This window comes from Pseudoalteromonas sp. SD03 (assembly GCF_040937955.1).
Classification (GTDB): domain Bacteria; phylum Pseudomonadota; class Gammaproteobacteria; order Enterobacterales; family Alteromonadaceae; genus Pseudoalteromonas; species Pseudoalteromonas tetraodonis.
Genome location: NZ_CP162514.1, coordinates 3,402,892 through 3,428,859, shown reverse-complemented (window position 1 = coordinate 3,428,859; position 25,968 = coordinate 3,402,892). Strand labels below are relative to the sequence as shown.

Here is a 25,968-nt window from a genome sequence, read left to right as displayed (position 1 = left end):
ATAACACACCAGAGCCTTGTTTTTCATGATTTTTAGCTATGTTTGAATCACTAATTGCGGGTGAAAGGCATGACTTGCTAATTATTATCGATTAATTAAACTTACTCGATAACATATCACAGGCTTGCTGATAATGTTGCCAGTAGCCAATACTCTTACTATTGAGTGGTTGGCGAATTTGCACTTTGCTAGCAGTAGCCGAGGCGCTGTTGCTTTTATAAAACGCTAAGCAGCTGGGCTGCCATTGTAAATTACAAAAATTAAATAATGTTTGAGTTTGCAAGGTGGCATCTGTTACTAGCTCTTCATAGTGTTGAATCATTACATTATTAGGATACTTTTTCTGAAAGTGGTTGATAAGTAACTTATAATCTTGATAAAAATGAGCAATATCTTGTAAGTCATAGCTGTAATGATGAAATGCACTGTGCGGGCTATATAGCTGCCTGTAATTTGCAATGCAGCTATCCACAGGATCGCGCAGCATACAGACTATTTTTGCCTCTGGAAACGCAGCTAAAATAAAATCAATAAAGTAAAAATTAAAGGGTTGCTTGTCACAGCTCCTAGATGAAGTCATCATGCCTTCGCAGCGCGATTGGTAGCCATTTAAGGGATTATCAAGCGTAAACTTTTGAAATGCCTGCTCAATCATACGGATATCTAAAACATGTTTTGACGCCGCAGTGCTTTGTAGTAACTGTGCAATGTCATTTAGCTCCCCAAGGCCGGTCACCTCGGTACTTTGATTAATAATTTTTTCTACTAATGTGGTACCAGAGCGAGGCATACCCATGACAAATATGGGTGAGAAGTCAGCGTTTTTTGCTGTTAATTGAATCTTTTCACTTAATGCTATTAATTGTTGGCAAAATATTTGGTGTTTGCTGGCTTCATAGTTTATCTGATGTTTTATAGCCAATTTACTATCACGAAAGTAACTAAAAGCTTGTTCATAATCACCAATATGTTCGTGATTTAGTGCCAAACTGTGATAAATCATTTGCTGTTCTGTTGCAGTTAAGCTACTACTAAGTCGTTTTTTTAGCTCGGTAATGTGTGTTTTTGCTTCAGTTGAAGTATTTAGTTCTGCAAGAGAGTAATGTGCTTGTAAGTAACTTGGCTCGCGTTTTATAAGCGCTAATAATAGCGTTTTTGCGTGATCTAATTGGCCATTTATTTTATAGGCAATGGCTAAGTTGTAATTAATTTTGGGGTGTGTAGGTGCGGCTTCATAAGCTATTTTTTGCCATGCTAAAGCATGTTTATAGTCACCAAGTCGAGTCGCTATATTAGCTAAGGTATCCCACTCTAGAGGCCCATAACCTTGATACTTGATAGCTTCCTGATAGTAACTGGTCGCCAATGTTACGTCACCCTTTAGTATCATTAGCTTAGATAAATGCAGCACATATAAGGGATGGTTATTGATTGTTAAGGCTTTTTCTATCAGTTGTATGGCTTTGTAGTTGTCGCCTGCAGCAATATTCACTTCGGCTAGTAGGTAATAGCAAAAATGGTCTGTCGCATCGTACTGTAATTGCTTAACTAGCAGTTGGTGAGCGGCGGATAACTGGTTATTGTTTATTGCTGTAAATACCTGTTTTTTTAACTGATGTTGATGTGCTGTTAGCATAAATAACCTTAACGAGAGGTAATAATAAAGCCTTGCTGATTATCAACAAGGCTTTTAACTATCGCTCAGTTTTATAGTTCAAAGTTATAAGTAAACTTCATACCAATAGTGCGAGGCGTTGTTGTATAGTGAGCGTATACGCGTTGTAATTCAGGTAACGCTTTATTAGCGCCAGAGGTCGACATACCAGCCCATGACTTATCACGGCGTACCGAAGTAAAAGCATACTTATCGAACAGGTTGTCGATATATAATGTAGCTGACCACATATCACCTGTTAACTTAGCTGATAAGTTGCTTAATGAATAGCCAGCTAATGTCTCACCATCGTCTCTTAAGCCCACTTTGGTAATCATATCGCTTTGTGCAGTCATACCGTAGTTAACGCTCAGTAGTTTATCGTCTAGCACATCTTGCTCATAACGAAGGCCGAATGAAAACTGATGCTCAGGGGCGCCGGGTAATCGATCCCCATTCATAGCGCCAATGCCAATACCAAATAAATCTGGTGCATCTTCAGTTAGTTCTGCTTTTGCATAAGCGTAAGTCGCATAAGCTGTCCAGTGATCGCCAATGATTGCACGAGATGAAATTTCTACGCCTTTTGAGTTTGCTGAGCCTGCATTTGATGTAATAAGCTCTTGGCCATTAACAGTAGAGCTACCCACTTGGGCGTCATTCCAGTCAACATTAAAGAGTGCAGCATTAAAGTGCAATCGATTTCTGAGCCAGGTTGATTTAAAGCCAAGTTCATAGTTTACCGTGGTATCAGCCTTATAGTCTTCTTCACTTGGAAGAGCACAAACAATTTGCTGTTCTGGTAACACATCTGGACACGGCGCAATACCATTACCGCCACCAATTCGAAACCCTTCACTGACAGTAAAGTAAGCGAGTACACCAGAATCAAACGTATAGTTTGCATTAAACTTAAATAGATTACCGTTATCATTGGCGCTAACATTTTCCATCTCAATTTGGTCAAGAGACGAGAAATCGCCAGAATAAAGTGGTGTAGCTGACCCTGCATTGGTGGATATATCATATTCATATAAACGCGCGCCCAAAGTGATATCAAACTGATCAGTAAAGCTATAGCCAGCCTCACCAAATAATGCTTTTTCTGTTATTTCTGAATTACTAAGGGCGATATATTCTAGATCTTTTTGTACGTTCGCAATACCACCGCCCCAAAAGTCAGTTAAGCCTGGGGTATATTCGCGGTCATCTGATAAGTTTTCTTGCTTATTATAGTAGCCGCCTACAATCCAACTTAATGGGCCCTCTGAAGCCGATACTAAACGCAATTCTTGAGTGAAGTTATCTTGATCTGAAGTATCTAAAGTTTGACCAACAAATGCAGGAAAATCAGCGTAACCAGTCCAAATATCATAAAGTAAGTCGGTTTGATCTCGCTGCCCAGACTGCTCATAGCTTGACCAACCAGAGGCTGATACAAGTTCAGCAAAGCCTAAATCAGCTTTGATTTCTAAGCTAAGTAAATCGTTTTCTTGCTCGCCCGGTTCAAGCACGCGAGCTGCGTTTTCATATTTACCTACAGTACCTTGAAGTGCGCTGCTATTTGCTAATGCGCCATATTGTGACGTTGAGTTGCCGCCATTTTCTTGTTTTTGATAAAAGTAATTGAGTGTTGCATCAATTGATGAGTTTGGCTGCCAACGAACAGAAAAGCGTCCCGTAGTGATTTGCTCATCGTTAACGTCATTAACGCGTTGTAAGTTTTCATCAATATCATCTTGGTTTGTAAAATCTGGATTAGGGTTTGAGACCCCTGGGTTTCGTACTACGTATTTATAATCAATATAACCAGGTCTGTCATAATGATTAACGCTGGCACGAACGGCTAATACGTCATCGATAAGCGGGGTATTAAATACCAGGCCAAACTCACCCCCAGTATCATCGCTTTCATTAATTGCGAATAAATCGCCACTCACGCTACCTTCAGTAATGTCTAATTGTGGTTGCTTTAATAAATAGCGTATAGCACCACCTAAAGTACCAGCACCATATAAGGTACCTTGCGGGCCAATTAATACTTCGACTCGATCAATATCAGTCAAGCGAAGATTAATATTAAGCGGTATTTCACCAACATAAGTAGCTACAGTGCCCCCATCAGAGCCACGATCTGACGAGTTAGTATTTAAACCTCGAACAATAATTGGAGAACCTTCACGACCACCTTGATCTGAAACTGTTAGGCCTGGGACCCAACGAGCTACATCTTCTAAATCACCAATGTTTTGATCCTTTATGACATCACTATTAAGCGCTGTAATATTTATAGGAGCCTCTTGAATTGAACCTGAGCGACGTGTAGCAGTAACCTCAATCTGTTCAATTTCTTTATCAACTTTAGGCTTTTCTTCTGCTGAGGCATGATAAGAGGTGATTAATTGAGTTGTAATTGCGCAAGCAAGAATTTTTCTTTTAAACTTTTTCATTTTGACCCTGTGAATGTTTGTTTGATTATTGTTTTATATCAAGAAAGCATGTTAATGAGGTGTAATCAAGCGTGGTGGGTGTGGCTTTAAAATCAATATTCATTAATATAGGGAGGTTATTCATTAAAAAGGTTTTTTTCGGTGTTTTTTAGTTTTTTATTGAATAAAAATATCAACATGAAATTTTTTAAATTTGGTTTGTTTTTTGCAATTTTACATCATTTGTTAACTTTTTGGTTGGCGCGTTTGGTGGGCAGTACAGTCCGCGTATGAGCCAGCTAGTTGCCAGTGCTAATGTATGTATTAATAATTTCAGTTAGACAGCCTTAAAAAAGATTATAAAGAAATACTTAAAGTGTATTAATTTATATTAGCTCGCCTCTAACTTACCAACTTGAGATAGCTGATTAAACAAAATGCCTGCTTGGGTACGGTTATACACATTCAGCTTTCGCAAAATGGCCGATACATGTTGTTTTATGGTGGTTTCTTGAATCGACATTTCAAAGGCAATTTGTTTGTTCAAGAGCCCGTCGGCTATCATCGCGAGTACACGGTATTGCTGTGGAGTGAGTTTTTCTAGGTTGCGGGCAAAATTGCTCTGTTCGTCATTAACAACCACATCAGTTAAGTCAATATCTGTTGGCAACCAAGAATCTCCATTGAGTACATGTTCAATGGCTTCACTGATCACATCAAGGGATGATGACTTTGGAATATAGCCTGCAGCACCTAAGCTCATGGCTTGTTTTATGATAGTGGGAGTTTCGTTAGCCGATACCATAATAATTAATATATCAGGGTATTGATTTCTTAGTTGCGAGAGCGCTTGTAAACCATTGGCGCCAGGAATTGTTAAATCTAAAAATATCAGCTCTATCTCGGGGTGTGATTTTAATAAGCTAAATAACCCATCGATATCGCTGGTTTCTTTTATATATTGTTCTGGTACAGAAGTCGCTGCTGCTTGACGTAGCGCACTTCTGAATAAAGGGTGGTCATCAGCAATTATGGTATTCACAGCACAAGCCATTTCAAATAGTCTCCAATGCATTAAGTTATATGTGATTTTGCGATGTGAAACAAGGTTTGTCTGTGGGGATATACAGACAAACCTTAACGCTTAAATTAAATTTTAAAAACGATAGCCCACAGTGAGTGATATTGTGCGGGGGTCACCGTAATAACCAATTAAGGTATTATCGCCACCAAGACCCGGTGTGTATTTGCTGGTATCAGTTGGATCTGATGGGTCAGGAGCCACGAACTGATAACCACCAATCATGTATTCTTCATCGGTTAGATTTTTACCATAAATACCCGCAGTCCAATGGCCATCTGCGCTATACCAAGTAACACCAATATTTAATAATCCGTAGGCGTCTTGTGTTAAGAGGCTATCTTCTTCGAACAGTGCGTAATCACCTCGGTGATAGTAATTACCGTTTATAACAAAGTCGCCCATATCAGTGTATAAACGATAGGTAGCACCTAAGTTGAAAGTTAGATCTGGGGTGTTTGAAACACTAAAACGGTCTGATTTATCAAATGTTTCACCGGTATCAGGATTGGTATCAATTACATTTTCAAAACTACTGTCGATGTAACCTATTGACGCGTCGAAAGTTAGTGCATCGTTTGCAACATAGCTAAGTTCTAATTCAACGCCATCAGACTTAGACTCGCCAATATTACCTAAGCGCTGGTTTAAATCGGCGGCGCTGTCACCGGGTAATACCGATATGTACTGACGGTCTTTATGATCAAGTGTGAATACAGTTAAATTTGCGCGTAAATTATCATTCCATTCGCTTTTCATGCCTAACTCAATAGAGTCAACCACTTCGGGCCTTGCTGCAGGTTCTGCTGTTGTAGCTCGTGGATTAAATGTCCCTGACTTAAACCCTTGCGAGTAACTAGCAAAAAACATGATGTCGTTATTATATTGATATTCAACACCCGCACGAGGTGTAAAGCGTGACCAATCTTCGCTGTCATCTAGTACCGTAGGCACGAGTTGTCCTTCTGGGCGAACATAACCCGGGATCCAACCTGATTCAGGGTAAACAATGTCAAAAATAAGACCATTATTTACAATCGCTTCTTTGCTGTCTTTGGTATAGCGCGCGCCAAGTGTCATTGACCATTTTTCATCAAAGTCGTAGCTTCCTTGTATATAAGCCGCTTTACTGGTGGAATTGCTGCAACCGCTTACTTCACGCGTAAGTCCTGGGGCACCTAAACTTTGACCAAGCACACCTAATATTGCTTCAAACTGGCCACACGATTCGCCATCATAGTAATAAAGCCCTGAGACCATTTTATAGTTATCGCCACTGTGATTTAGCTGCAACTCATGCGTGGTTTGTTCATCGTCATAAATGGCTGGAACATCAAAAATAGGTAAAGAGGTATTATCAAAGTCGATGTTAGTTGGTGAATAGCTCTCTCTTGTTGCTGCAACGTATTTAATACTCGTGTTTGCACTCATATCCCAACGAGCAGTTAAGCTCATACCTTCAAGCTCTACTTTGTTCCATGTAGGTAAACTAGTATAAGAGTCATACACGCTATCGGGTACAGGCGCATTCGTTAACAAGCTTGGAAGTAAGCGATACCCGCCTTTCGCGTTAGAGTCATCATCGGTTTTATCCCACGCTAAACGAAAGAATAAGTCATCTGTAGGGGTGTACTCTAACGTAACCCGTGCTGCGGTAACATCTTTGTTATAGTTTTCGCGGTCTTGATTATCAAGCGCTGACGTTAAAAATTCACCATAGCCATCACGGTTCAATGTGGCAAAACCAAAACCAACATAGAGTTTTTCGTCAATAAGCGGGAGCTGCCCAGTGACTTTTAAATCTTTTTGGCTGTAGCTGCCTACGGTGCCTTGAATATTTAGCGTTGCATCTCCGCTCATTTCTTTGGTGACATACTTAACTGCACCACCAATAGTGTTTTTGCCATATAGCGTACCTTGTGGGCCACGTAACACCTCAATTTGTTGTACATCAAGTAAGTCGAGCACGGCACCTTGCGGGCGGGCGATGTATACATCATCAATGTAAATACCTACGCCAGGTTCATAGCCCCAAAGCGGGTCTTGCTGACCTACACCGCGAATAAACGCAGTGATGGTAGAGTTAGTGCCTCGGCTTGATTGTAGCGTAGTGTTGGGTGAAAACTGCTGTACTTCAGTCATTACGCTGATGCCGTTTTCTGCTAATTCTTGTGCGCCAATTGAGGTTACGGCAACCGGAACTTCTTGTAAGTTTTCAACGGTTTTGCGAGCGGTTACTTCTATTCGCTCTAACTCTGCTTTTTTTACTTTAGGCGCTTGTTCAGCTGCCACACTTGTTGCACTTAATAAGGCGAGTGAAACAGCGAGTGTAACGGGTGTGATATTTTGTTTGAGCTTTATCATTGGTGTGTTCCTGTTGTTATTAGTTGATTATTTGTTTGCTCATGTCACCTGCACTTAATGTAGAAGATAGTGTTAAAAAATGAATTAGTACCATAGTGCTATAAAAGCTTAACACCTTGACTTATATGGTTTTTGTGTAAGTTTTATAACGTATAGTACCTTAGTGCTATGTCTTTATTTGCGCTGAGCGATAAAACTAACGACAGTTACTGCGATGTCACCTCATCTGGGTAATAACAATAATTATAGGAATGTCTATGCTGAGCATGATAGGGCTGTTAGGCGGTTTAATACTGCTGATAATTTTAACTTTGCGCGGGGTCAATTTATTTATTGCCGCGCCAATATGTGCATTGTTGGTGGCACTAACAAGCGGGATGGCTATATTCCCGGTGACTGCCGACAGTAATTTTATTAACGCGTACATGGATGGCTTTGCTGGATTTTTAAGTGCATGGTTTTTTATGTTTTTACTGGGCTCGTTGTTCGGTAAATTTATGGAAGATACTGGTGCAGCAGACAGCGTAGCCAGTTACATTGTTGGCAAGTTAGGTATGAAGCATGCGGTGCTGGCGGTGGTGATTGCTTGTGCCGTGCTGACTTATGGCGGAGTCAGTGTATTTATTGTGGCGTTTTCGGTTTACCCGATGGCGCTCAGTTTATTTAAAGATGCCGATTTGCCGCGGCGCTTTATACCTGCAACGTTAGCGTTTGGCTCAGTGACGTTTACTATGACCTCTGCGGGCTCGCCTGAAATTCAAAATTGGATACCCGTAAAGCATTTAGGTACCTCACCCTATGCGGCATGGGAGGTAAGCTTAGTGGTGGCCATTTTTATGGCAACAGTCGGTTACTTTTGGCTAAATAAAATGATTAAAAAGGCGGTTGCCAAAGGTGAGCGTTTTGCTGCAAGAGACGATGACCCAATTATTTTAGAGCGTGAACGCCCTCATCCAATCACCGGCGTAATTCCTTTGCTGGTGGTGCTACTCTTATCATTTATGTTGCATGATGTTTTACAACAAACCGCACTAATTGTGGCGTTGCTTGGTGGTGTTTTAAGTATTGTGGTCATCAATTATAAGTATTTTCATAACATGGCAAATGCCATCAATATGGGTACCACTGGCGCCTTAGTTGCTATAGGTAACACTGCTGCTGTAGTAGGGTTTGGCGCAGTGGCTAAAGTATCACCGGCGTTTATTGCTGCTGTTGATGCTATGACTCATATGCCTGGTAATGAGTTAGTGGGGGCTGCTGTTGCCGTGAGCGTAATAGCCGGATTAACGGGTTCAGCATCCGGCGGGCAAGCGATTGCACTACCGCTTGTAGCTCCTGGATATTTGGATATGGGGGTTAATCCAGAGCAATTACACAGAGTGGTTGCTATTAGTTCTGGTGCATTAGACAGCTTGCCACATAATGGTTACGTGGTCACAACTATACGTGCCATTTGTAAAGAAACACATCAACGCGCTTATTGGCCATTAGCCGCATTGACGGTGGTTATCCCATTGGTTGGGGTGGCTCTTGCGCTGAGCTTATTCATCACTTTTTAAGGAATTGCAATGAAAACAATATTAATAATAGGGTTGCTGTTTTTATTTAGTAGTACGGTGTCTGGCGCTGATAAAGCTGAGCCGTTACTAGTAGAAAAGCAACATTTCAGCACAGAAAACTTCACAACGGTTTCTGGCACAACGTTGCCACAGGTTGATATTGGTTGGGAAAGTTATGGTGAGCTTAACAAAGCCAAAGATAATGTAATCTTGATCACTCATTATTTTTCAGGAACCTCTCATGCAGCAGGTAAATATTCAGCCGACGACGCCGTAGCAGGATACTGGGATGCGTTAATTGGCCCAGGAAAAGCCATAGATACTAACAAGTATTTTGTGATCAGCTCTGACACCTTAGTCAATGCTAATTGGCATGACCCACACGTAATCACTACGGGGCCTGCATCAATTAACCCTGCGACAGGTAAACCTTATGGCTTGGATTTTCCAGTGGTTACTATTACTGATTTTGTTAACGTACAAAAACGCTTATTAGAGAGTTTGGGTATTACTAAATTACATGCCGTGATGGGCGCATCTATGGGCTCTTTTCAGGCGCTAGAGTGGGCAACGCGTTATCCAGATCAGGTTGAACGCCTAATCCATGTTATTGGTGCAGCAACCATGGATGCATGGACTGTCGCTGCGCTTGAAAAATGGGCACTCCCCATTCGTTTAGATAAAAACTGGCAGCAAGGTAATTACTACGACAAGGAGCGCCCATTAGATGGACTTGCCGCAACCATGCTAAATATTACTCAAGATGCGATGCATCCAATTATTTATAACGCTAGCTTCCCTGACTTTAACGTACTTGATGAAGGCGCGTTAAAAGACATTCGTACCTTGCCTAAGTTAAACCAAGTACTAGCACAGCGTGCAATGGCGCGTGCAAAAACCCAAGATGCAAATCATGTATTGTATTTGGTACGGGCATCACAACTGTTTACTGCCGGTATGGAAGGCAACTTAAGCGCAGCACTTAAAAAAATTAGCGCTAAAACACTGTTATTGCCTGCAACCAATGATTTACTGCTACGCCCTGAAAATATGCGCACTGTATATGAGTCAATGAAGTCGCTGGGGAAAGAGGTTCAGCTTTCTGAAATTGAAGGCGGCTGGGGGCATCTCGATGGAATTTTTTCAATCTCGCCTAAAGCGCAGCTGATCAGTGAATTTTTAGAGGAGTAGCAGTATGAGTAAAAACGTATTAATCACCGGCGCGGCTAGTGGTATAGGGCTACACATTGCTGAGCAGCTAGCCCGAGCTGGGCATAGCATTATTGTGACCGACCTTAATGAACAGGTAGCTCAACAAGCCGCGCAAAAAATAGTTAATCAGGGCGGTAACGCTCAGGGCTATGCATTGAATGTGGCAGATAGCCAAGCGATTGAAGATTTTTTTAGCACCTTTACGCTACCTGTGGATGTATTAATTAATAATGCAGGAATACAGCATGTAGCGAAATTAGAAGACTTTCCTGCAGATAAGTGGCTGCTTTTACAGCAAGTGATGTTGGTAGGTCCCGCAATGATGAGTAAAGCGGTACTGCCACGCATGCGTGAGCAAGATTTTGGCCGCATCATTAATATAGGTTCTATTCACGCCATGGTGGCCTCTAAGTATAAATCTGCTTATATCGCCGCGAAGCATGGCTTAATTGGCTTTGCTAAAACCATGGCATTAGAAACAGGGGATGCCAATATTACTATTAATACAGTGTGCCCAGCGTATGTAAAAACGCCATTAGTGGAGCAGCAAATTGCCGCACAAGCCAAAGAGCATGGTATTTCTGAGCAACAAGTAATTGACACCATTATGCTGGCACCCATGCCGAAAAAGGCATTTATCGGCTTAGACGAAATCTTGCATACCGTGAGTTTTTTAATGGCAGATGTTGCACGCAACATTACCGCTCAAGCAATCGCTATTGATGGCGGTTGGACTGCACAATAGGAGGAGCCAATGGCAGGTTTTGATAAAGTAGTAAAAAGCTACAGTGACGCTATGACAGGGCTTGAAGATGGCATGACCGTGATTGCTGGTGGTTTTGGTTTGTGTGGTATTCCTGAAGGCTTGATTGCACAAATTAAACGTCAAGGGACACGTAATTTAACCGTAGTATCTAATAATTGTGGTGTTGATGGTTTTGGGCTTGGATTACTACTTGAAGATAAACAAATTAGTAAAATGGTCGCTTCTTACGTCGGTGAAAACGCACTTTTCGAGCAACAATTACTTAGTGGCGAGTTAGATGTTGAACTAACGCCACAAGGGACGCTAGCCGAAAAAATGCGCGCAGGCGGCGCCGGAATTCCAGCGTTTTATACCGCAACGGGTGTCGGTACGCCTGTGGCTGAAGGTAGAGAAACCCGTTCAATCAAGGGGCGCGAATATTTATTAGAGCCCAGTATAATCGGTGACTTTGCCATTGTTAAAGCATGGAAGGCAGATCGCTATGGTAACTGTATTTATCGTCATACAGCGATGAACTTTAATCCTATGGCAGCCACCGCTGGTAAAATTACCGTATTAGAGGTTGAAGAAATTGTCGAGCCCGGAGAGCTTGAGCCAAGCCAAATTCATACACCAGGTATTTATATCGATCGCGTTATTAAAGGTGAGTTTGAAAAGCGTATTGAAAAAACCACCACTCGAGCGGCAAAGTCCTAAGGAGCACATAATGGCATTAACACGAGAGCAAATAGCAAAACGCGTGGCAATGGAATTACAAGATGGCTACTACGTTAACTTAGGAATAGGGATACCTACATTGGTGGCCAATTATGTGCCTAAGGGCATTGAGGTAATGCTGCAATCAGAAAATGGGTTACTGGGCATGGGGCCCTATCCTAGCGCTGAAAATGTAGATGCCGATATGATCAACGCAGGAAAAGAAACAGTAACCGCAGCTACGGGTGCCGCTATTTTTAATTCTGCTGAAAGCTTTGCCATGATCCGCGGTGGGCATGTTGATTTAACCGTGCTGGGTGCGTTTGAAGTGGACCAAAGCGGTAACATTGCCAGTTGGATGATCCCTAATAAATTGGTCAAAGGTATGGGCGGGGCGATGGATTTAGTGGCGGGGGCAAAAAACATTATTTGCACTATGACCCATGCTAATAAACACGGTGAATCAAAGCTACTGAATAAATGCAACCTACCGTTAACCGGTGTTGGTTGTATCAATAAAGTAATTACTGATTTGGCTCTATTAGAAATAAAAGATGGCGCTTTTCATTTATTAGAATGTGCACCCGGTGTGACTATTGATGAAATCAAAGCCAAAACTGCGGGTAATTTAGTTATTAGCGACAAAGTCAAAACTATGAGTTTTGAGTGATTTTACTAACGATTTGCATGGGGCAAAATAATTGTATTTGCTTCATGCCATTACTCAGTTGCGCTTTTGATGTTCAACAATGACGCTAATAAAGACTTAAGTCGTTTAAATACAGTTTATAATATGCCTCTTTTAAGCCCATCTCATACCTCAAAATATCTTTAAAGCAAGTTTTTTATAAATTGATTGCATTTTAAGCGACTTCTATGGTGATGTTCGCTTTAAGTAATGCTATACTCCCGCCGAATAATTTATCGACTTTATTAAGAGTAAAATTAATGGCAGATTTATCGAAGTACAGAAACATTGGTATTTTCGCGCACGTTGATGCGGGTAAAACCACAACTACTGAGCGTATCCTAAAGCTTACAGGTACTATCCACAAAACAGGTGAGGTTCATGATGGTGAATCGACTACCGATTTCATGGATCAAGAAGCTGAGCGCGGTATTACTATCCAGTCTGCGGCAGTAAGCTGTTTCTGGAAAGATCACCGTTTTAACGTTATCGATACTCCTGGACACGTTGACTTCACCGTTGAAGTTTACCGTTCACTTAAAGTATTAGATGGCGGTGTGGGTGTATTCTGTGGTTCTGGTGGTGTTGAGCCACAATCAGAAACTAACTGGCGCTACGCGAATGAGTCAGGTGTTGCACGTATCATCTTCGTAAACAAATTAGACCGTATGGGTGCTGATTTTTTCCGTGTAACAGCGCAAGTACAAAAAGTACTTGGTGCTACTCCACTTATCATGACTTTACCAATCGGTATCGAAGATGAGTTCTGTGGTGTTGTTGATGTTTTAAACAAAAAAGCATACATCTGGGATGAGACAGGTCTTCCAGAAAACTACACTATTGAAGACGTTCCTGCAGACATGGTAGAGAAAACTGATGAATACCATGAAATGCTTATCGAAACTGCTGTAGAGCAAGACGATGACCTAATGGAAGCGTACATGGAAGGTGAAATCCCTTCAATCGAAGACATCAAGCGTTGTATCCGTAAAGGTACTCGTGACCTTGCGTTCTTCCCTACATTCTGTGGTTCTGCATTCAAAAACAAAGGTATGCAACTTGTACTTGACGCAGTAGTAGATTACCTACCTGCTCCTACAGAAGTTGATCCTCAACCTCTTATGGATGAAGAAGGTAACGAAAACGGCGAGCATGCAATCGTATCTGCTGACGAACCTTTCAAAGCGTTAGCATTTAAGATCATGGATGACCGTTTCGGTGCATTAACATTCGTACGTATCTACTCTGGTGTGCTTAACAAGGGTGACACTATCCTTAATGCATTTACTGGTAAAACTGAGCGTGTTGGCCGTATGGTTGAGATGCAAGCAGATGAGCGTAAAGAGCTTACTTCAGCGCAAGCGGGCGATATCATCGCTATCGTTGGTATGAAGAACGTGCAAACTGGTCACACTCTTTGTGATCCTAAGCACCCAGTAACACTTGAGCCAATGGTATTCCCAACTCCAGTAATCTCGATTGCTGTACAGCCTAAAGATAAAGGCGGTAATGAGAAAATGGGTGTTGCTATCGGTAAAATGGTTGCAGAAGATCCATCTTTCCAAGTTGAAACTGATGAAGATTCAGGTGAAACTATCCTTAAAGGTATGGGTGAGCTTCACTTAGATATCAAAGTAGATATCCTTAAGCGTACTTACGGTGTAGACCTTATCGTTGGTCAACCACAGGTTGCTTACCGTGAAACTATCACTCGTGAAATCGAAGATAGCTACACGCATAAGAAACAATCTGGTGGTTCTGGTCAATTCGGTAAAATCGATTACCGTATCAAGCCTGGCGAAGTGGGTTCTGGTTTCACGTTCACATCTTCAGTTGTTGGTGGTAACGTACCTAAAGAATTCTGGCCTGCAGTTGAGAAAGGCTTTAAGTCAATGATGAACGAAGGTGTTCTAGCTGGCTTCCCAGTACTTGACGTTGAAGTTGAACTTTTCGACGGTGGCTTCCACGCCGTGGATTCATCAGCAATCGCATTCGAAATCGCAGCTAAAGGCGCTTTCCGTCAGTCTATCCCTAAAGCGGGTGCACAACTTCTTGAGCCAATCATGAAAGTTGACGTGTTCACGCCAGAAGATCACGTAGGTGACGTAATCGGTGACCTTAACCGTCGTCGTGGTATGTTAAGCGACCAAGAAGCTGGTTTAACTGGCGTTCGCATTAAAGCAGACGTACCGTTATCAGAAATGTTCGGTTACATCGGTTCACTACGTACAATGACATCAGGTCGTGGTCAGTTCTCTATGGAGTTCTCACACTACGCACCATGTCCACAAAACGTAGCTGACACAGTAATCGCTGCAGAAAAAGAGAAAAAAGCAGCTAAGTAATTAGCACTTTAACTCTTTAAAAAAACCCGCACTTGTTGCGGGTTTTTTATTGTCTGAAGGTTATTAAGCTCGAAAATTAAAGCGTGCGGTCATAAAAAAGGAGCAACAGTTAGTTGCTCCTTTTTTATTTATTATGACTATACCAATCTTCAAAATAGCTGACTTAATTAAGCGAATTGGTATTAATTTAGCTTATTAGCTGTTTTTGTAATGAGTGCTTTAAACTTCTTACGATGTGATTCACTACTAAAGCTCTGAATAGGCATGGTTACTTTATGTTCTTGTGGTAACAGCGGTATTGCTGTTGAATAACGCCCTGCAGGTGGAACGGTTATCTCTTTGAGGTGTACTTTAAGTGCCGCTAATGTTACATCATTATCGACTTCACTCGGGCAGAGAAAAATCCCCCATTGTCTGAGCTTAACGCCTAGCTTGATACTACTTGAATAGCGCACAATAGGTGCAGCGAGTATGAGCCCTAATAAAATAGGAGATAACCACCAAAAAAAGACTGGCGTAAAGTAATAAGCAACGCTACCCCATACAATGGCAATCAGCGAAGAAAGCAATGTATAACTAAACGCTTCTTTCCATGGCACCATTCTGCCTTCACGCGGTTGAGCGTCCCATTTTACTTTTTTACCTAAAAATACACAGACTACAAAATATGCATGAAAAACCATCATTAATGGTGCCACAATAATGGCAAATACGGTTTCAATTATAGACCCTAAAGTAAGTTTTAATGCACCACCAAAGCGCTGCTTACGGTGTACTAAGGTAACAATCACGCCCATGAGTTTAGGCAATAATAAAATAATGATAGTTAGGTAAAGTAATGAGTCAATGAGTTCTGTTTTGGCTATTTGCCAAGTTGGAAATAGTTGATAGGCGCGATTAAAATAGACATCGCTATTTAAAGCGCGTGTTACCGCATCTATGGTACTTAACGCCAGCATAGATAACCAAATGAGTGATGATATATACGCGGTTGCACCCAGTAAAAAATGCAGCTTACTCATTAGCTTTAATTTTGCTGATGATAATAAGCCAAGGTGTTGAATATTACCTTGAACCCAGCGTCTATCGCGTACAGCATAATCTAATATGTTGCTCGGAACTTCCTCGTAACTGCCTTCAATATCGGCAAGTAATAATACGTCCCAATTCGCGCTATGTAATAAAGAGGCTTCCACAAAATCATGACTTAAAATTTCACCACCAAAAGGCGCTTTACCTTTTAGTGTTGGCAAGCCACAGCAATCAATAAATGCTTTGACGCGAATAATGGCATTATGGCCCCAGTAATTGGCTTTATCGGTTTGCCAAAAAGCAGAGCCGGTAGCTAACATTGGACTATAAAGAATTGAAGCGAACTGTAAAAAGCGTCCAAAAAAGGTATCTTGGCGCACAGGAATAGGGATAGTCTGAATCAATCCCGCTTGTGGATTATTTAGCATACTGGTAGTGAGTTCTAGCATGCATTGACCCGTCATCACACTATCGGCATCCAATACAATCATATGCTCGTATTGGCTACCCCAGCGCTCACAAAAGTCGGTTAAGTTACCTACTTTACGATGTTTGTTATCTTCACGGCGACGATAAAATACCTGCTTTGCAGTATCACCTAAGCGCTCACATAACGCATGCCATGCACTTAATTCATTACTAGCAATAGTTGCGTCTTGTGTATCGCTTAGTAAATAAAAATCAAAGTGTTTTAATTGCCCGGTTGCTTTTAATGATTGTAAACTGACTTCAAAGCCTGCAATCACTCTGTGCGTATCTTCGTTATATATAGGCATAACCACAGCTGTTTTTTGCTGTGATAGTGCTTCACTGTTAATAGAGACCGGCTTTATTTTTTTAAGTGTGAGTGGATCTATCCGAAATAGCTGCAATATAAAACCAATACAACCACTACAAAATGCGGTGACTATCCACGCAAAAGTAATAGAAAATAAAGCAAGAAGTGCATACTCAAGCAAGGTCATGCCATTTGAGTTTAAAATTTCAAACATAATTGAAATGCCATAGCCTGAAAGACCAATAGCAGCGATAGCAAATAACCACACACGGAGTGTTTTAAAAGGCATCGGCGTGCCTGCGCTTTGTTTACTTGATGTCATTTGGATACCAAACATAGCTCCATACCTCGCTCACTTCTTTATTACGTAGCTTTAGCGATAAACGCATATCTACAGGATCACTACCTTGGGGAGCGACTTTAAAAGCAACACGCCAACCTAATGATTTTGGTAATTTTTGCACTGTAATATCGCGGGCTTCACCGGTAGTCAGCTGAAGATCTGCGCTAAGTGCTAATTTTGCTGATAACTGATTGATATCAGGGCCGGTAAAGTCAACAGTAAATTGACGATGGCTTTTTGGCGGTGGATTATCTTCACCAGGTAATGCGGCACTACCAATACGCGTTCTAGCTACATTGGCCAAATTATTTTGGCTTAGATAATCATTAAACGTCGTCATCTTATAGCTAAACTTTAATGCCTCTCCTGCTTTGAACGGCTTTTCAGGAACCCAATAACTTACAATATTATCGTTTGTTTCAGTATCTGTTGGAATTTCTACTAGCTCAACACGGCCATTACCCCATTCACCTTGTGGTTCTATCCAAAGGCTAGGGCGGTCATGGTAATGCGCTTCTATATCAAAGTAGTTATTAAAGTCACGGTCACGCTGCACAAGGCCAAAGCCTTTTGGATTCTCATATGAAAAAGAGGTTACACTGAGTTGGGATGGATTATTAAGCGGACGCCACACCCAATTACTCTCTTGTGACTGCGTGAGCAAACCATCTGAATCATGTACTTCAGGGCGGTAATCATCAAAAAACTTAGTGCTATTTTCACCGTGATAAAACATGCTCGTTAATGGCGCTATACCTAGCTTTTTAACATCTTTACGCGCAAAAATTTGCATGTCGACGTTAACTCGTGTCTGTGTGTTTGGGTCTATTTCAAACTTGTAGGCTCCCGCTACCGATGGGCTATCGAGTAAAGCAAAAATAGTAATATTAGTTTGCTCTGGTGTTGGTTTTACTAACCAAAACTCTTTGAATGAAGGAAACTCTTCACCAGATGTTTGTGCGGTATCAATTGCCAATCCGCGTGCTGATAAGCCATAAACTTGATTAGGTCCAACTAGGCGAAAATAAGAAGCGCCCTGAAACACCATAATTTCATCTTTATAGTCATCGTTATTTAGTGGGTAGTGCAATCTAAAACCAGCATGCCCTAACTGTGTACCTTCAACACTTTTCGCTATTTCATCTTTTAGGTGTGCTGCTGTTCCATCATATTGATAAAAGTCTGTGCTAAATGGGAGACGGCTAAGCTTGGCATCTTGATCAACGATATTGATTTTGACTGGGGTTTTATATAAAAAACCTGGGTGAAATAGTTGCAGCTCATAAAGCCCTTCATCTTTCCATACCGATTGATCGTGTTTGAAGCGGATTGAGCGGTAGTCTTGATAATCAATACTATTAAGCGCCTCTATTTGTATGTTTTTAGGTGCAATGTAATCTTGCTCAGCAAGCTTTTTAGCACGCGCACTTATCACATCAAATAAGCTGCCTTGTGGTATTGCCGCTTCTAATGAGGTTGCTGCAATGGCGTTGTTCGTTCCCCACAGTGAAAAAACTATCAACATCCCTACCAAAGGTTTAAAAGCCCTTTGACAAGTTGATATAAGGTGAATGCGTTCTTTCATTTTGAATCCTTTATAAAAATATATTTACAGCGAGAGTAACGTCTATCTCAATGGTTTTTATATGGGTTAGCAGGACTGGGCAATTATCGTTTTAGCGCAGGTGTAGTAACGCAGCTTCACACTTTGTATTTATTAAACAATAAATGAAAGGTGTGAAATTTGATAAAGGCCATATCAAGGTTTGCATAGATAGTAAGCAATGTTTGCTGAAGCTTGTCTGAATTACATTTGTATAAAAAATAAAAAAGCCGCGAAAGCGGCTTTTGAGTAACTATATAGATATTTTAGGTCACAATACCTAATTGTTAACCGACTAATTAAGCTTAATCAGCATACTTTGTTGCTTTGTACGTTAATTTAACATTACCAAAAGGAATGGCGCCGTTTACACGCACTCGCCACTTACCTTCTTTAGGGTTGGTAAATGAACAGCTTTCGCTATTACCGAAGCTTATTGAGGCGCAATCTTTTCTGAAAAGAGTCGGGTTTCTTTTATGGCGTACAAATAAGTTTGCATCACCCCAGCCACCGTCAAGGCTAACCGTTAGCTCGTCATAACCTTGTGGGATTTCAAAGCTGTAGCTTTTCCACCAAAACCACCCGCCAATATTATTAATTTCGCCAATAATTACTTCAGGTTCTGGCTCAGGTGGCGCGATAATGGTCGAGCGAATATCGACAATAACAGGGTCATGATCTGACGCTCTGTAAGGACCTTGAGCATATAAGGTTGATTGTTGTGCGTCAGATTTAAACTCAACGTTATAATCAAGCGAGATAGGCTCATCGGCATTAATGTGCCAATCGGTTGCACTGACTACTTTATTTAATAAGCTTGGACTAACTAGGGCGTGATCTAAACTACCCGCTCGGCCAGAAAAGCTATAAGAGTAACCTAAAGTGTTGCCATCTAGCTCAGCAACCACATTTTTAAGGCCTTTATCAGCAAATGCACGGATAGGATCTTCCATTGCATAGGCGTTCATGTCGCCAACAAGAATGATATCTTCATCATCAACCCCTGTTGGTTTGCTATTTAACCAATCAGCAAATGCATTGGCGCCAGCAGTTCGAATTTCGTTCCAACATGCTTGGCCGTCATTTTGATCAGCGTTTCCACCAGTTGCACTTCCACAACCACCTTTAGATTTTAAGTGAGCAACGGCAACAGTAAAGACTTCTTCTGTCTCTAAAGACTTAAAGCTTTGCGCAATAGGTGCGCGATTGCTGTAGTCAAAAGGCGCGTCAGTTGTAATCGCTGCTGTTCCTACTTGCTGTACTTTATCAGCACGATAAATAAGCGCGGTAGTAATAGCGTCGGTGCCGATTTTATCAACGCCAAAGTCCACAAATGCATATTGATTTTGACTGTCGGCATCATTAAGTGCATTTACTAAGCTTGCAACTGCGCTAAATTCGCCAAAGCCGTCATTTTCAATTTCCATTAAGCCAATCACATCAGCTTGCATAGCACTGATAGCACTAACTAGTTTGGCCTGCTGACGAATTAATTCTACTTCTGAGTCAGCGCCTCGGCTAGTTGGGAAACCGCCGCCTTGGCCGTCGCCATTAAAGTAGTTAAGTACGTTAAAGCTGGCAACACGTAAATCAGCGTCAGGGTTTAACTCTGGTGCATCGGTACGCGGATTCGTTGCTATAAACTGAGGTGTGACCGTTGGGTGAATACGGTAAGTGCTAAAACTGTACGCTAGGGCGCCAGTAACGGTATTTACTGTATCGCCAGTACGCAGCGTATTCTCTGCTGATAATCCAGGTACAGGGTAAGCAATAGGGTCGCGATTTTGACGAGTTGAGCCATCATCTACGAGTATTTTTTTAGTTAGATTTTGCGCTTCAACCGCATTTGCTGCCGCACCAGGAAGTGCAACTTGTGTCCCTTGATATAAACGTTCGGTGGCAAGCTCTAATTCACCGTAACGACCTAAACCATAGTTATTCGTGACAACTAATGGCTGCTCTAGGGTCACCAACATACCTTCAAATGCTTCTAACTCACTTTGATCGATAACGGGTAAAGTGATTTTAGTCGGATAAGCTGAAAGGCCGGTATCACAAATAGCAACTTGGCTAACATTACCAATTTGGGTGGCATCAAAGTACTCTTCAACAGTACCTTGTACGCGAACATGGTCGCCAACATTAACATCAGTATTGGTAAAGTAAACAAATACACCTTCAGAAGTAAGGGGATTTGCATCTTCATCACTATTAAGTGAATTTACAAAAAAGCCTTTGAGCTGATCATCTGCTTGGAAATCAGCCGTCACAACGCCTTCAAATTCAACCACAGTGTTAACCAGTGGACTGCTTGCGCCTTCACCTTGAATACTGCTAATTAATGTTTTATCAGCGCCACATAGTAAAGGATCTTCAGGTTCTGGCTCAGGATCTGGATTAGGTGACGAATTCCCTGCAAAGATACCTAGATCACTAAAATCATCTTGATCAAATTGCAGCCATAGCTCACTTGGATTAAAAGCGCCATCGGCATCAGTGCGTCCGTTTAATTGAGTTTCTTTACGACGCAGTGTTTTATTTTGCGTTTGTACGCCACCTTCAGACCAAAATGAACCTGGATCTACACCGCGTTGACCAAAGCTGTCAATAACGGTTGAGCCTTGCGTAAGTACCAGTGCGTCATCACCATTAAAGTTAGTGACGGCGCTGAGTTGATCTGCTTTTTCTTTTAATTCAACTGAAGCATTACCATTAACAATGACATACGTGCTATTAGCAGCAAGTTCACCGGTTAAATCGAGCGTATTGTTTGCCTCTGTATTGCCATTTGAATAGAGACTTAGGGTGTAGCCATCCAATGACAGTGGGGTTGTCGAATTATTAAATAGTTCTACTGCTTTATTATAGCTACTGCCCTCTACGTATTCTGATATAACGAGGTTAGCGGTAGCGGGTGCACTGAGGCTTGCTAACACAAGCGCCAATGGCGTTATTTTTGTTTTCAACATTATTATTTTTTCCCGTGTTTTTGTTTCCCCAAATGGGACGCTTAGTGTAATGAAAAATGATTACAAATAGAATACAGAATGTTAACAATATTAAGTTTTGTTATTTTTTGAGGTAGAACGTACAGTTGTGTGTTTGGTTTTAGGTAAGACAGAGCCTGTGTAGTGTGATTACTATCTATAAAAATAGGGGGTAACGCTGCATAAATGCCAACTATGTGTTGTTCTTAAACATAAAAAAAGGGCAATAAAGCCCTTTATATCAATATGCTTTTATTACTTATTTAAATAGCGGGCTGCCTGCTTTGCAAAGTAAGTCAGAATGCCATCAGCACCTGCACGTTTAAATGCTAATAAAGATTCCATAATAGTGGCTTCCTCACTCAGCCAGCCGTTATCAATAGCGGCTTTATGCATCGCGTACTCACCACTTACCTGATAAGCAAATGTTGGTACACCAAATTCATCTTTAACGCGGCGTACAATGTCTAAATAAGGCATACCTGGCTTAACCATTACCATATCGGCGCCTTCTTGCAAATCAAGAGCTACTTCACGAATAGCTTCATCAGAGTTGGCAGGATCCATTTGGTAAGTTTTTTTATCAGCGCCTTTTAAGTTTCCTGCTGAACCGACAGCATCTCTAAATGGGCCATAGTAGCTTGATGCATACTTTGCTGAATAGGCCATAATGCGAGTGTGAATAAAGCCATCGGCTTCAAGGGCTTCACGAATTGCACCAATACGCCCATCCATCATGTCTGATGGGGCAACAACATCAGCACCTGCATGTGCGTGTGATAGCGCCTGCTTAACTAAAATTTCGGTAGTGACGTCATTAATTACATAACCTGCATCATCAATAATGCCGTCTTGACCATGCACAGTAAATGGGTCAAGTGCAACATCGGTGATCACGCCAAGCTCTGGAAAGGTTTCTTTTAATGCGCGAACAGTTCTTTGTGCTAAGCCATCATCGTTATACGCTTCTTCAGCGAGTAGAGACTTTTTATCTGCAGGCGTAACAGGGAAAATAGCGAGCGCAGGGACGCCTAAATCAACTAATTCTTTAGCTTCTTCTAGCAGTAAATCAATTGATAAACGTTCAATGCCGGGCATCGATTCAATGCTTTCACGACGGTTTTTACCTTCAAGCACAAAAACAGGATAAATAAGATCATTAACACTCAGCTGGTTTTCAGCCATAAGGCGACGAGAGAAATCATTACGGCGCATTCTACGCATGCGAGTATATGGGAAAAGGTCTAGTCCAGATTGGGCCATAAGTTATACGCTCCTACTGTGAGATTGGAAAATTAACCACTTGATTGCGGCCATGTTGTTTTGCTAGATAGAGTGCCTTATCGGCACGCTCAGTAAATATTTCAGGGTTATGAACATCATCGGCAATATGAGTATAAACACCGGCACTAATGGTGTATTTAATCGTAGTACCTGCAACACTGACAGTGTTTTTTTCTATTGCGCACCGTATTTGCTCGGCAATAGCTAACGCACCTTGATTATTAGTATTGGGTAGTAGGACGACAAATTCTTCACCACCATAACGCGCCACTTCATCAAGAGGACGTTTTAATTGTTGTTTAATAACATCACAGACTGCTCGAATTACCTGATCGCCGGTTAAGTGGCCATACGTATCGTTGATTACTTTAAACTTATCTATATCAAGCATAATGATGCTCAAGGGTGTTTGCTCACGGCGTGAACGGCGAATTTCCATGATTATTTTTTTATCAAAGAAGCGTCTGTTTTTTACCCCTGTTAGAGCATCTTCCATATTGAGTTGTTCAAGCTCACGGTTTTTATCTTCAAGTTCCCTAAGCGTGACTTGTAACTCAAAGGTGCGCTCATCAACTTGGTTTTCAAGTTCATGACGAGTGCGCTCTTGTAATTCAATCCGCTCATTTAACAACGCGTCTTGCGCTGCACTTTTTGCAATCAATGCCTGTTGTGTTGTGACTTGCTCATCGCGTTGTAATATAAATAATTTTATGACGGTGTAGCTTAAACAAAATGAGCAGCTTAATGAGGCTGCGAAGGTGAGTATTAAGCTGGATCTAGTGACTGTATACAGGCCTGTTAACGCAACGGAAAAATGAATGACTACAATTAAAAAGAACCCGAGTGCCATAAATAGAGATTTATTGGGGCTCGTGGGGTTTTTTCGTAGGTAAAATAATGTTGTGACAACATGATAACTTAAAATGACAGGAATGCTTAAAATAGCAAACAAAGCCACGCTTGGAGTAGGCAGCAACCCTATAAGTACAATAACCAATGCATATAAGGTGGTAATTATTGTTTGCCCTTTAACTAAGTTGGATTTAATGGGTATGCAAACATGGCGCTGTAAAGGAAGAAACAATACCGTGATCAGCATTAGCAAAATAGGCAGCATTAACTGTTGCAAGGCTGCTATGCTTGGGGGGGCATAACGAAACCCAAACCCGCCTAAATACGCTAAAAATAGGCTAAGCATCAGTGTAATAACACCGGCATAGGCAAAATAATGTTTACGTGTAAAGGCAAATAAAACCAGACTACTGATAGCCAAAGAAAAAATAAATCCAATCAGTAATCCATAGTGCAAGTTAAGCATACTTTTATGGGCTAATAATGCATCTTGTTGCCATAAGGTGAGGGGGACGCGAAGCCCGATTCCCGCATTATTATTAACGTTAAGATAAACGGTGGTTTCGCTGTTAGCAGGAAGTGTTAATTTAACCAACAAAGACTCACTTTTAATCGCTCTATTAGATAAAGGAAGAGCATCACCAAGATGTTCCGATTTTAGTTGCTTCTCACCCATAAAGTGGTACAGGTATACATTGTTTAGAAGTGGGTTATCTAACGATAAAATTGGCTCTGTTGGCTTATTAAGATAATTATTTAGTTGAAATTGAATCCACACAGGGCGAGTTTCAAGACCTAAATTAAGCGGTTTGTTATTAAGTAACTGCCATTGTTGTAAGTTGCTTTGTTGTGCATCTTCTAATGAATTTGGGGTAAATGAATAATGAATAGACTCTATTTTTTTTGAACTAAATTCGCTATTTATATCGATTGCACTTGCAGGGAAACAGGATGTAAAAAACACCATGATGAATGCCAGCAAGGTGCTAAAGATGCGCATTATTTTTTCTCTAATCCAAATAAGCGATTAAAGTTTTCACGAGTATGCTTTGCCACTTCAGATGCCGGAATGCCATAAAGCTGAGCAAGCGTGTCACACACATAATGCAGCAGTGCTGGCTCGTTTCGTCTTGATTTAGGCTTTGGTTTAACTGTACGAGGAATTAAAAAAGGCGAATCGGTTTCTATTAATAAACGTTCAATAGGAATACTCGGTATAAGTTGTTGTAACTCCTCGCCACGTCTTTCGTCACATACCCAGCCGGTAATACCAATATAAAGTCCTAAGTTTAAGTAACCTGAGAGTGCTTGTGCATTACCTGTAAAGCAGTGCAGTACACCGCGAACAGTAAATTCTTTTAAAATAGTGAGCATATCCTCACTGGCATCACGTTCATGCAAATAAACAGGCAAGTTGAGTTTTTCAGCTAATGCAAGCTGACGACGCAAAACAGCACGTTGTATATCTCTTGGGGAAAAGTCGCGATTGTAATCTAGTCCGCATTCACCTATGGCAATAACCTGCTCATTTTGAGCGAGCTGAGTAAGTTGTTGCTCAAGCTCAGGGGTTGCTGTTTTAGCGTCATGAGGGTGAATACCAGCGGTAGCATATTGATTATAGTGCGCAGCAAGTGCTAATGATTCTTCACTGGAGGTTATATCACAGCCAATAATCAGCATCTGGTTTACGCCCGCATCTTTTGCTCTGGCGAGCACCTCTTGATGCTGACCATCAAATTGATGATTAGTTAAATTTACGCCAGCATCAATTAACGTGTATTGCATTACTGAGTACGTTTTACACGAATTGAACGGTTTTGATCTGCTTTTTTAAGTAAAAAAGAGTTGAATACGCCACGGCTAATAATAACAGTATCGCCTTCGTCTAATCTTAAGCTATCTGAACCAATTTGACGCCATTGCTGGTTATTTTCTAAGGTAATGATTAGCTCACCATAAGGTGCTTTTTTAACAGATGAAATCATTGATGTAATAGACTCTTCACCATTTTCCGCAATTTCTTTATGCTCTAAACCAAACTCTTTTGCTTTAGTGGCCACAGGGGCTGTTGCAGCGGGAGTTTCAGCTTTTACATTTGTTTGCGCCGATTTGCTTAGCTGGCTTTGTGCTGGTTGTGTTAATGACTTTCCGGCAATGGTGTTGTCGTAGCAGAGTAAACGATTAAAGTCGTTTTCAATAAAACTACAGGCTTGCAAAGCTTGCTCATTAATAGGAGTAGCGGCTAAAACCGGTACGCTGACTAAAGCGAGTAAAGAAAGTAAATGCTTGTTCATA

Annotated in this window: 17 protein-coding genes; 6 read left to right on the top strand and 11 right to left on the bottom strand. The window is 41.2% G+C overall.

Annotation, left to right across the window (positions count from 1 at the left end):
* Positions 1 to 91: 91 nt before the first annotated feature.
* The 4 genes from ABZP26_RS16025 to ABZP26_RS16010 all read right to left on the bottom strand — a co-directional run bounded on the left by ABZP26_RS16025 (position 92) and on the right by ABZP26_RS16010 (position 7,528).
* Complete coding sequence (locus ABZP26_RS16025; RefSeq protein WP_368485152.1) at positions 92 to 1,636, bottom strand: sulfotransferase; 1,545 nt, start codon at positions 1,634 to 1,636, stop codon at positions 92 to 94.
* Between the two features lie 71 nt (positions 1,637 to 1,707).
* The gene (locus ABZP26_RS16020) at positions 1,708 to 4,104 is read right to left on the bottom strand and encodes a TonB-dependent receptor (RefSeq protein ID WP_368485151.1); all 2,397 of its coding nucleotides are present in this window, start codon (positions 4,102 to 4,104) and stop codon (positions 1,708 to 1,710) included.
* A gap of 370 nt (positions 4,105 to 4,474) precedes the next feature.
* A complete protein-coding gene (locus ABZP26_RS16015; protein WP_010392247.1) occupies positions 4,475 to 5,137 on the bottom strand; it encodes a response regulator transcription factor in 663 nt (220 codons plus the stop codon).
* 102 nt (positions 5,138 to 5,239) lie between these two features.
* A complete protein-coding gene (locus tag ABZP26_RS16010) occupies positions 5,240 to 7,528 on the bottom strand; it encodes a TonB-dependent receptor (RefSeq protein WP_368485150.1) in 2,289 nt (762 codons plus the stop codon).
* Between the two features lie 257 nt (positions 7,529 to 7,785).
* Between ABZP26_RS16010 and ABZP26_RS16005 the strand changes: the two genes are divergently transcribed.
* The 6 genes from ABZP26_RS16005 to fusA all read left to right on the top strand — a co-directional run bounded on the left by ABZP26_RS16005 (position 7,786) and on the right by fusA (position 14,794).
* Positions 7,786 to 9,087, top strand: a complete 1,302-nt coding sequence (locus ABZP26_RS16005; protein WP_024602249.1) for a GntP family permease — start codon at positions 7,786 to 7,788, stop codon at positions 9,085 to 9,087.
* Between the two features lie 9 nt (positions 9,088 to 9,096).
* Positions 9,097 to 10,278, top strand: a complete 1,182-nt coding sequence (locus tag ABZP26_RS16000) for a homoserine O-acetyltransferase (protein WP_058155376.1) — start codon at positions 9,097 to 9,099, stop codon at positions 10,276 to 10,278.
* Between the two features lie 4 nt (positions 10,279 to 10,282).
* Entirely contained in the window at positions 10,283 to 11,044 is a 762-nt protein-coding gene (locus ABZP26_RS15995; protein ID WP_368485149.1) for a 3-hydroxybutyrate dehydrogenase, read from the top strand.
* Positions 11,045 to 11,053: 9 nt separating this feature from the next.
* Entirely contained in the window at positions 11,054 to 11,761 is a 708-nt protein-coding gene (locus ABZP26_RS15990) for a CoA transferase subunit A (protein WP_368485148.1), read from the top strand.
* Positions 11,762 to 11,771: 10 nt separating this feature from the next.
* Entirely contained in the window at positions 11,772 to 12,431 is a 660-nt protein-coding gene (locus ABZP26_RS15985) for a 3-oxoacid CoA-transferase subunit B (protein WP_368485147.1), read from the top strand.
* A gap of 278 nt (positions 12,432 to 12,709) precedes the next feature.
* Positions 12,710 to 14,794, top strand: coding sequence for an elongation factor G (gene fusA / locus ABZP26_RS15980; RefSeq protein WP_013466210.1), 2,085 nt, complete (start codon positions 12,710 to 12,712; stop codon positions 14,792 to 14,794).
* 182 nt (positions 14,795 to 14,976) lie between these two features.
* Here fusA and mdoH read toward each other — a convergent pair whose 3' ends face one another.
* The 7 genes from mdoH to ABZP26_RS15945 all read right to left on the bottom strand — a co-directional run bounded on the left by mdoH (position 14,977) and on the right by ABZP26_RS15945 (position 25,967).
* Positions 14,977 to 16,941 (bottom strand): glucans biosynthesis glucosyltransferase MdoH, encoded by a 1,965-nt coding sequence (gene mdoH / locus ABZP26_RS15975; protein ID WP_013466208.1) that lies wholly within the window; start codon positions 16,939 to 16,941, stop codon positions 14,977 to 14,979.
* Positions 16,913 to 18,532, bottom strand: a complete 1,620-nt coding sequence (locus tag ABZP26_RS15970) for a glucan biosynthesis protein G (protein WP_064662681.1) — start codon at positions 18,530 to 18,532, stop codon at positions 16,913 to 16,915. Before ABZP26_RS15970 ends, mdoH begins: the two co-directional genes overlap by 29 nt.
* 323 nt (positions 18,533 to 18,855) lie before the next feature.
* The gene (locus tag ABZP26_RS15965) at positions 18,856 to 21,519 is read right to left on the bottom strand and encodes an ExeM/NucH family extracellular endonuclease (protein WP_064662682.1); all 2,664 of its coding nucleotides are present in this window, start codon (positions 21,517 to 21,519) and stop codon (positions 18,856 to 18,858) included.
* Between the two features lie 273 nt (positions 21,520 to 21,792).
* Entirely contained in the window at positions 21,793 to 22,800 is a 1,008-nt protein-coding gene (gene hemB, locus ABZP26_RS15960) for a porphobilinogen synthase (RefSeq protein WP_008108557.1), read from the bottom strand.
* Positions 22,801 to 22,813: 13 nt separating this feature from the next.
* A complete protein-coding gene (locus ABZP26_RS15955) occupies positions 22,814 to 24,673 on the bottom strand; it encodes a diguanylate cyclase (RefSeq protein ID WP_368485146.1) in 1,860 nt (619 codons plus the stop codon).
* Positions 24,673 to 25,458, bottom strand: a complete 786-nt coding sequence (locus tag ABZP26_RS15950; protein WP_016899061.1) for a TatD family hydrolase — start codon at positions 25,456 to 25,458, stop codon at positions 24,673 to 24,675. The genes ABZP26_RS15955 and ABZP26_RS15950 overlap by 1 nt, the downstream gene beginning before the upstream one ends.
* Positions 25,458 to 25,967: a hypothetical protein gene (locus ABZP26_RS15945; protein WP_368485145.1), complete on the bottom strand. Its 510-nt coding sequence runs from the start codon at positions 25,965 to 25,967 to the stop codon at positions 25,458 to 25,460. Before ABZP26_RS15945 ends, ABZP26_RS15950 begins: the two co-directional genes overlap by 1 nt.
* Position 25,968: the final 1 nt, after the last annotated feature.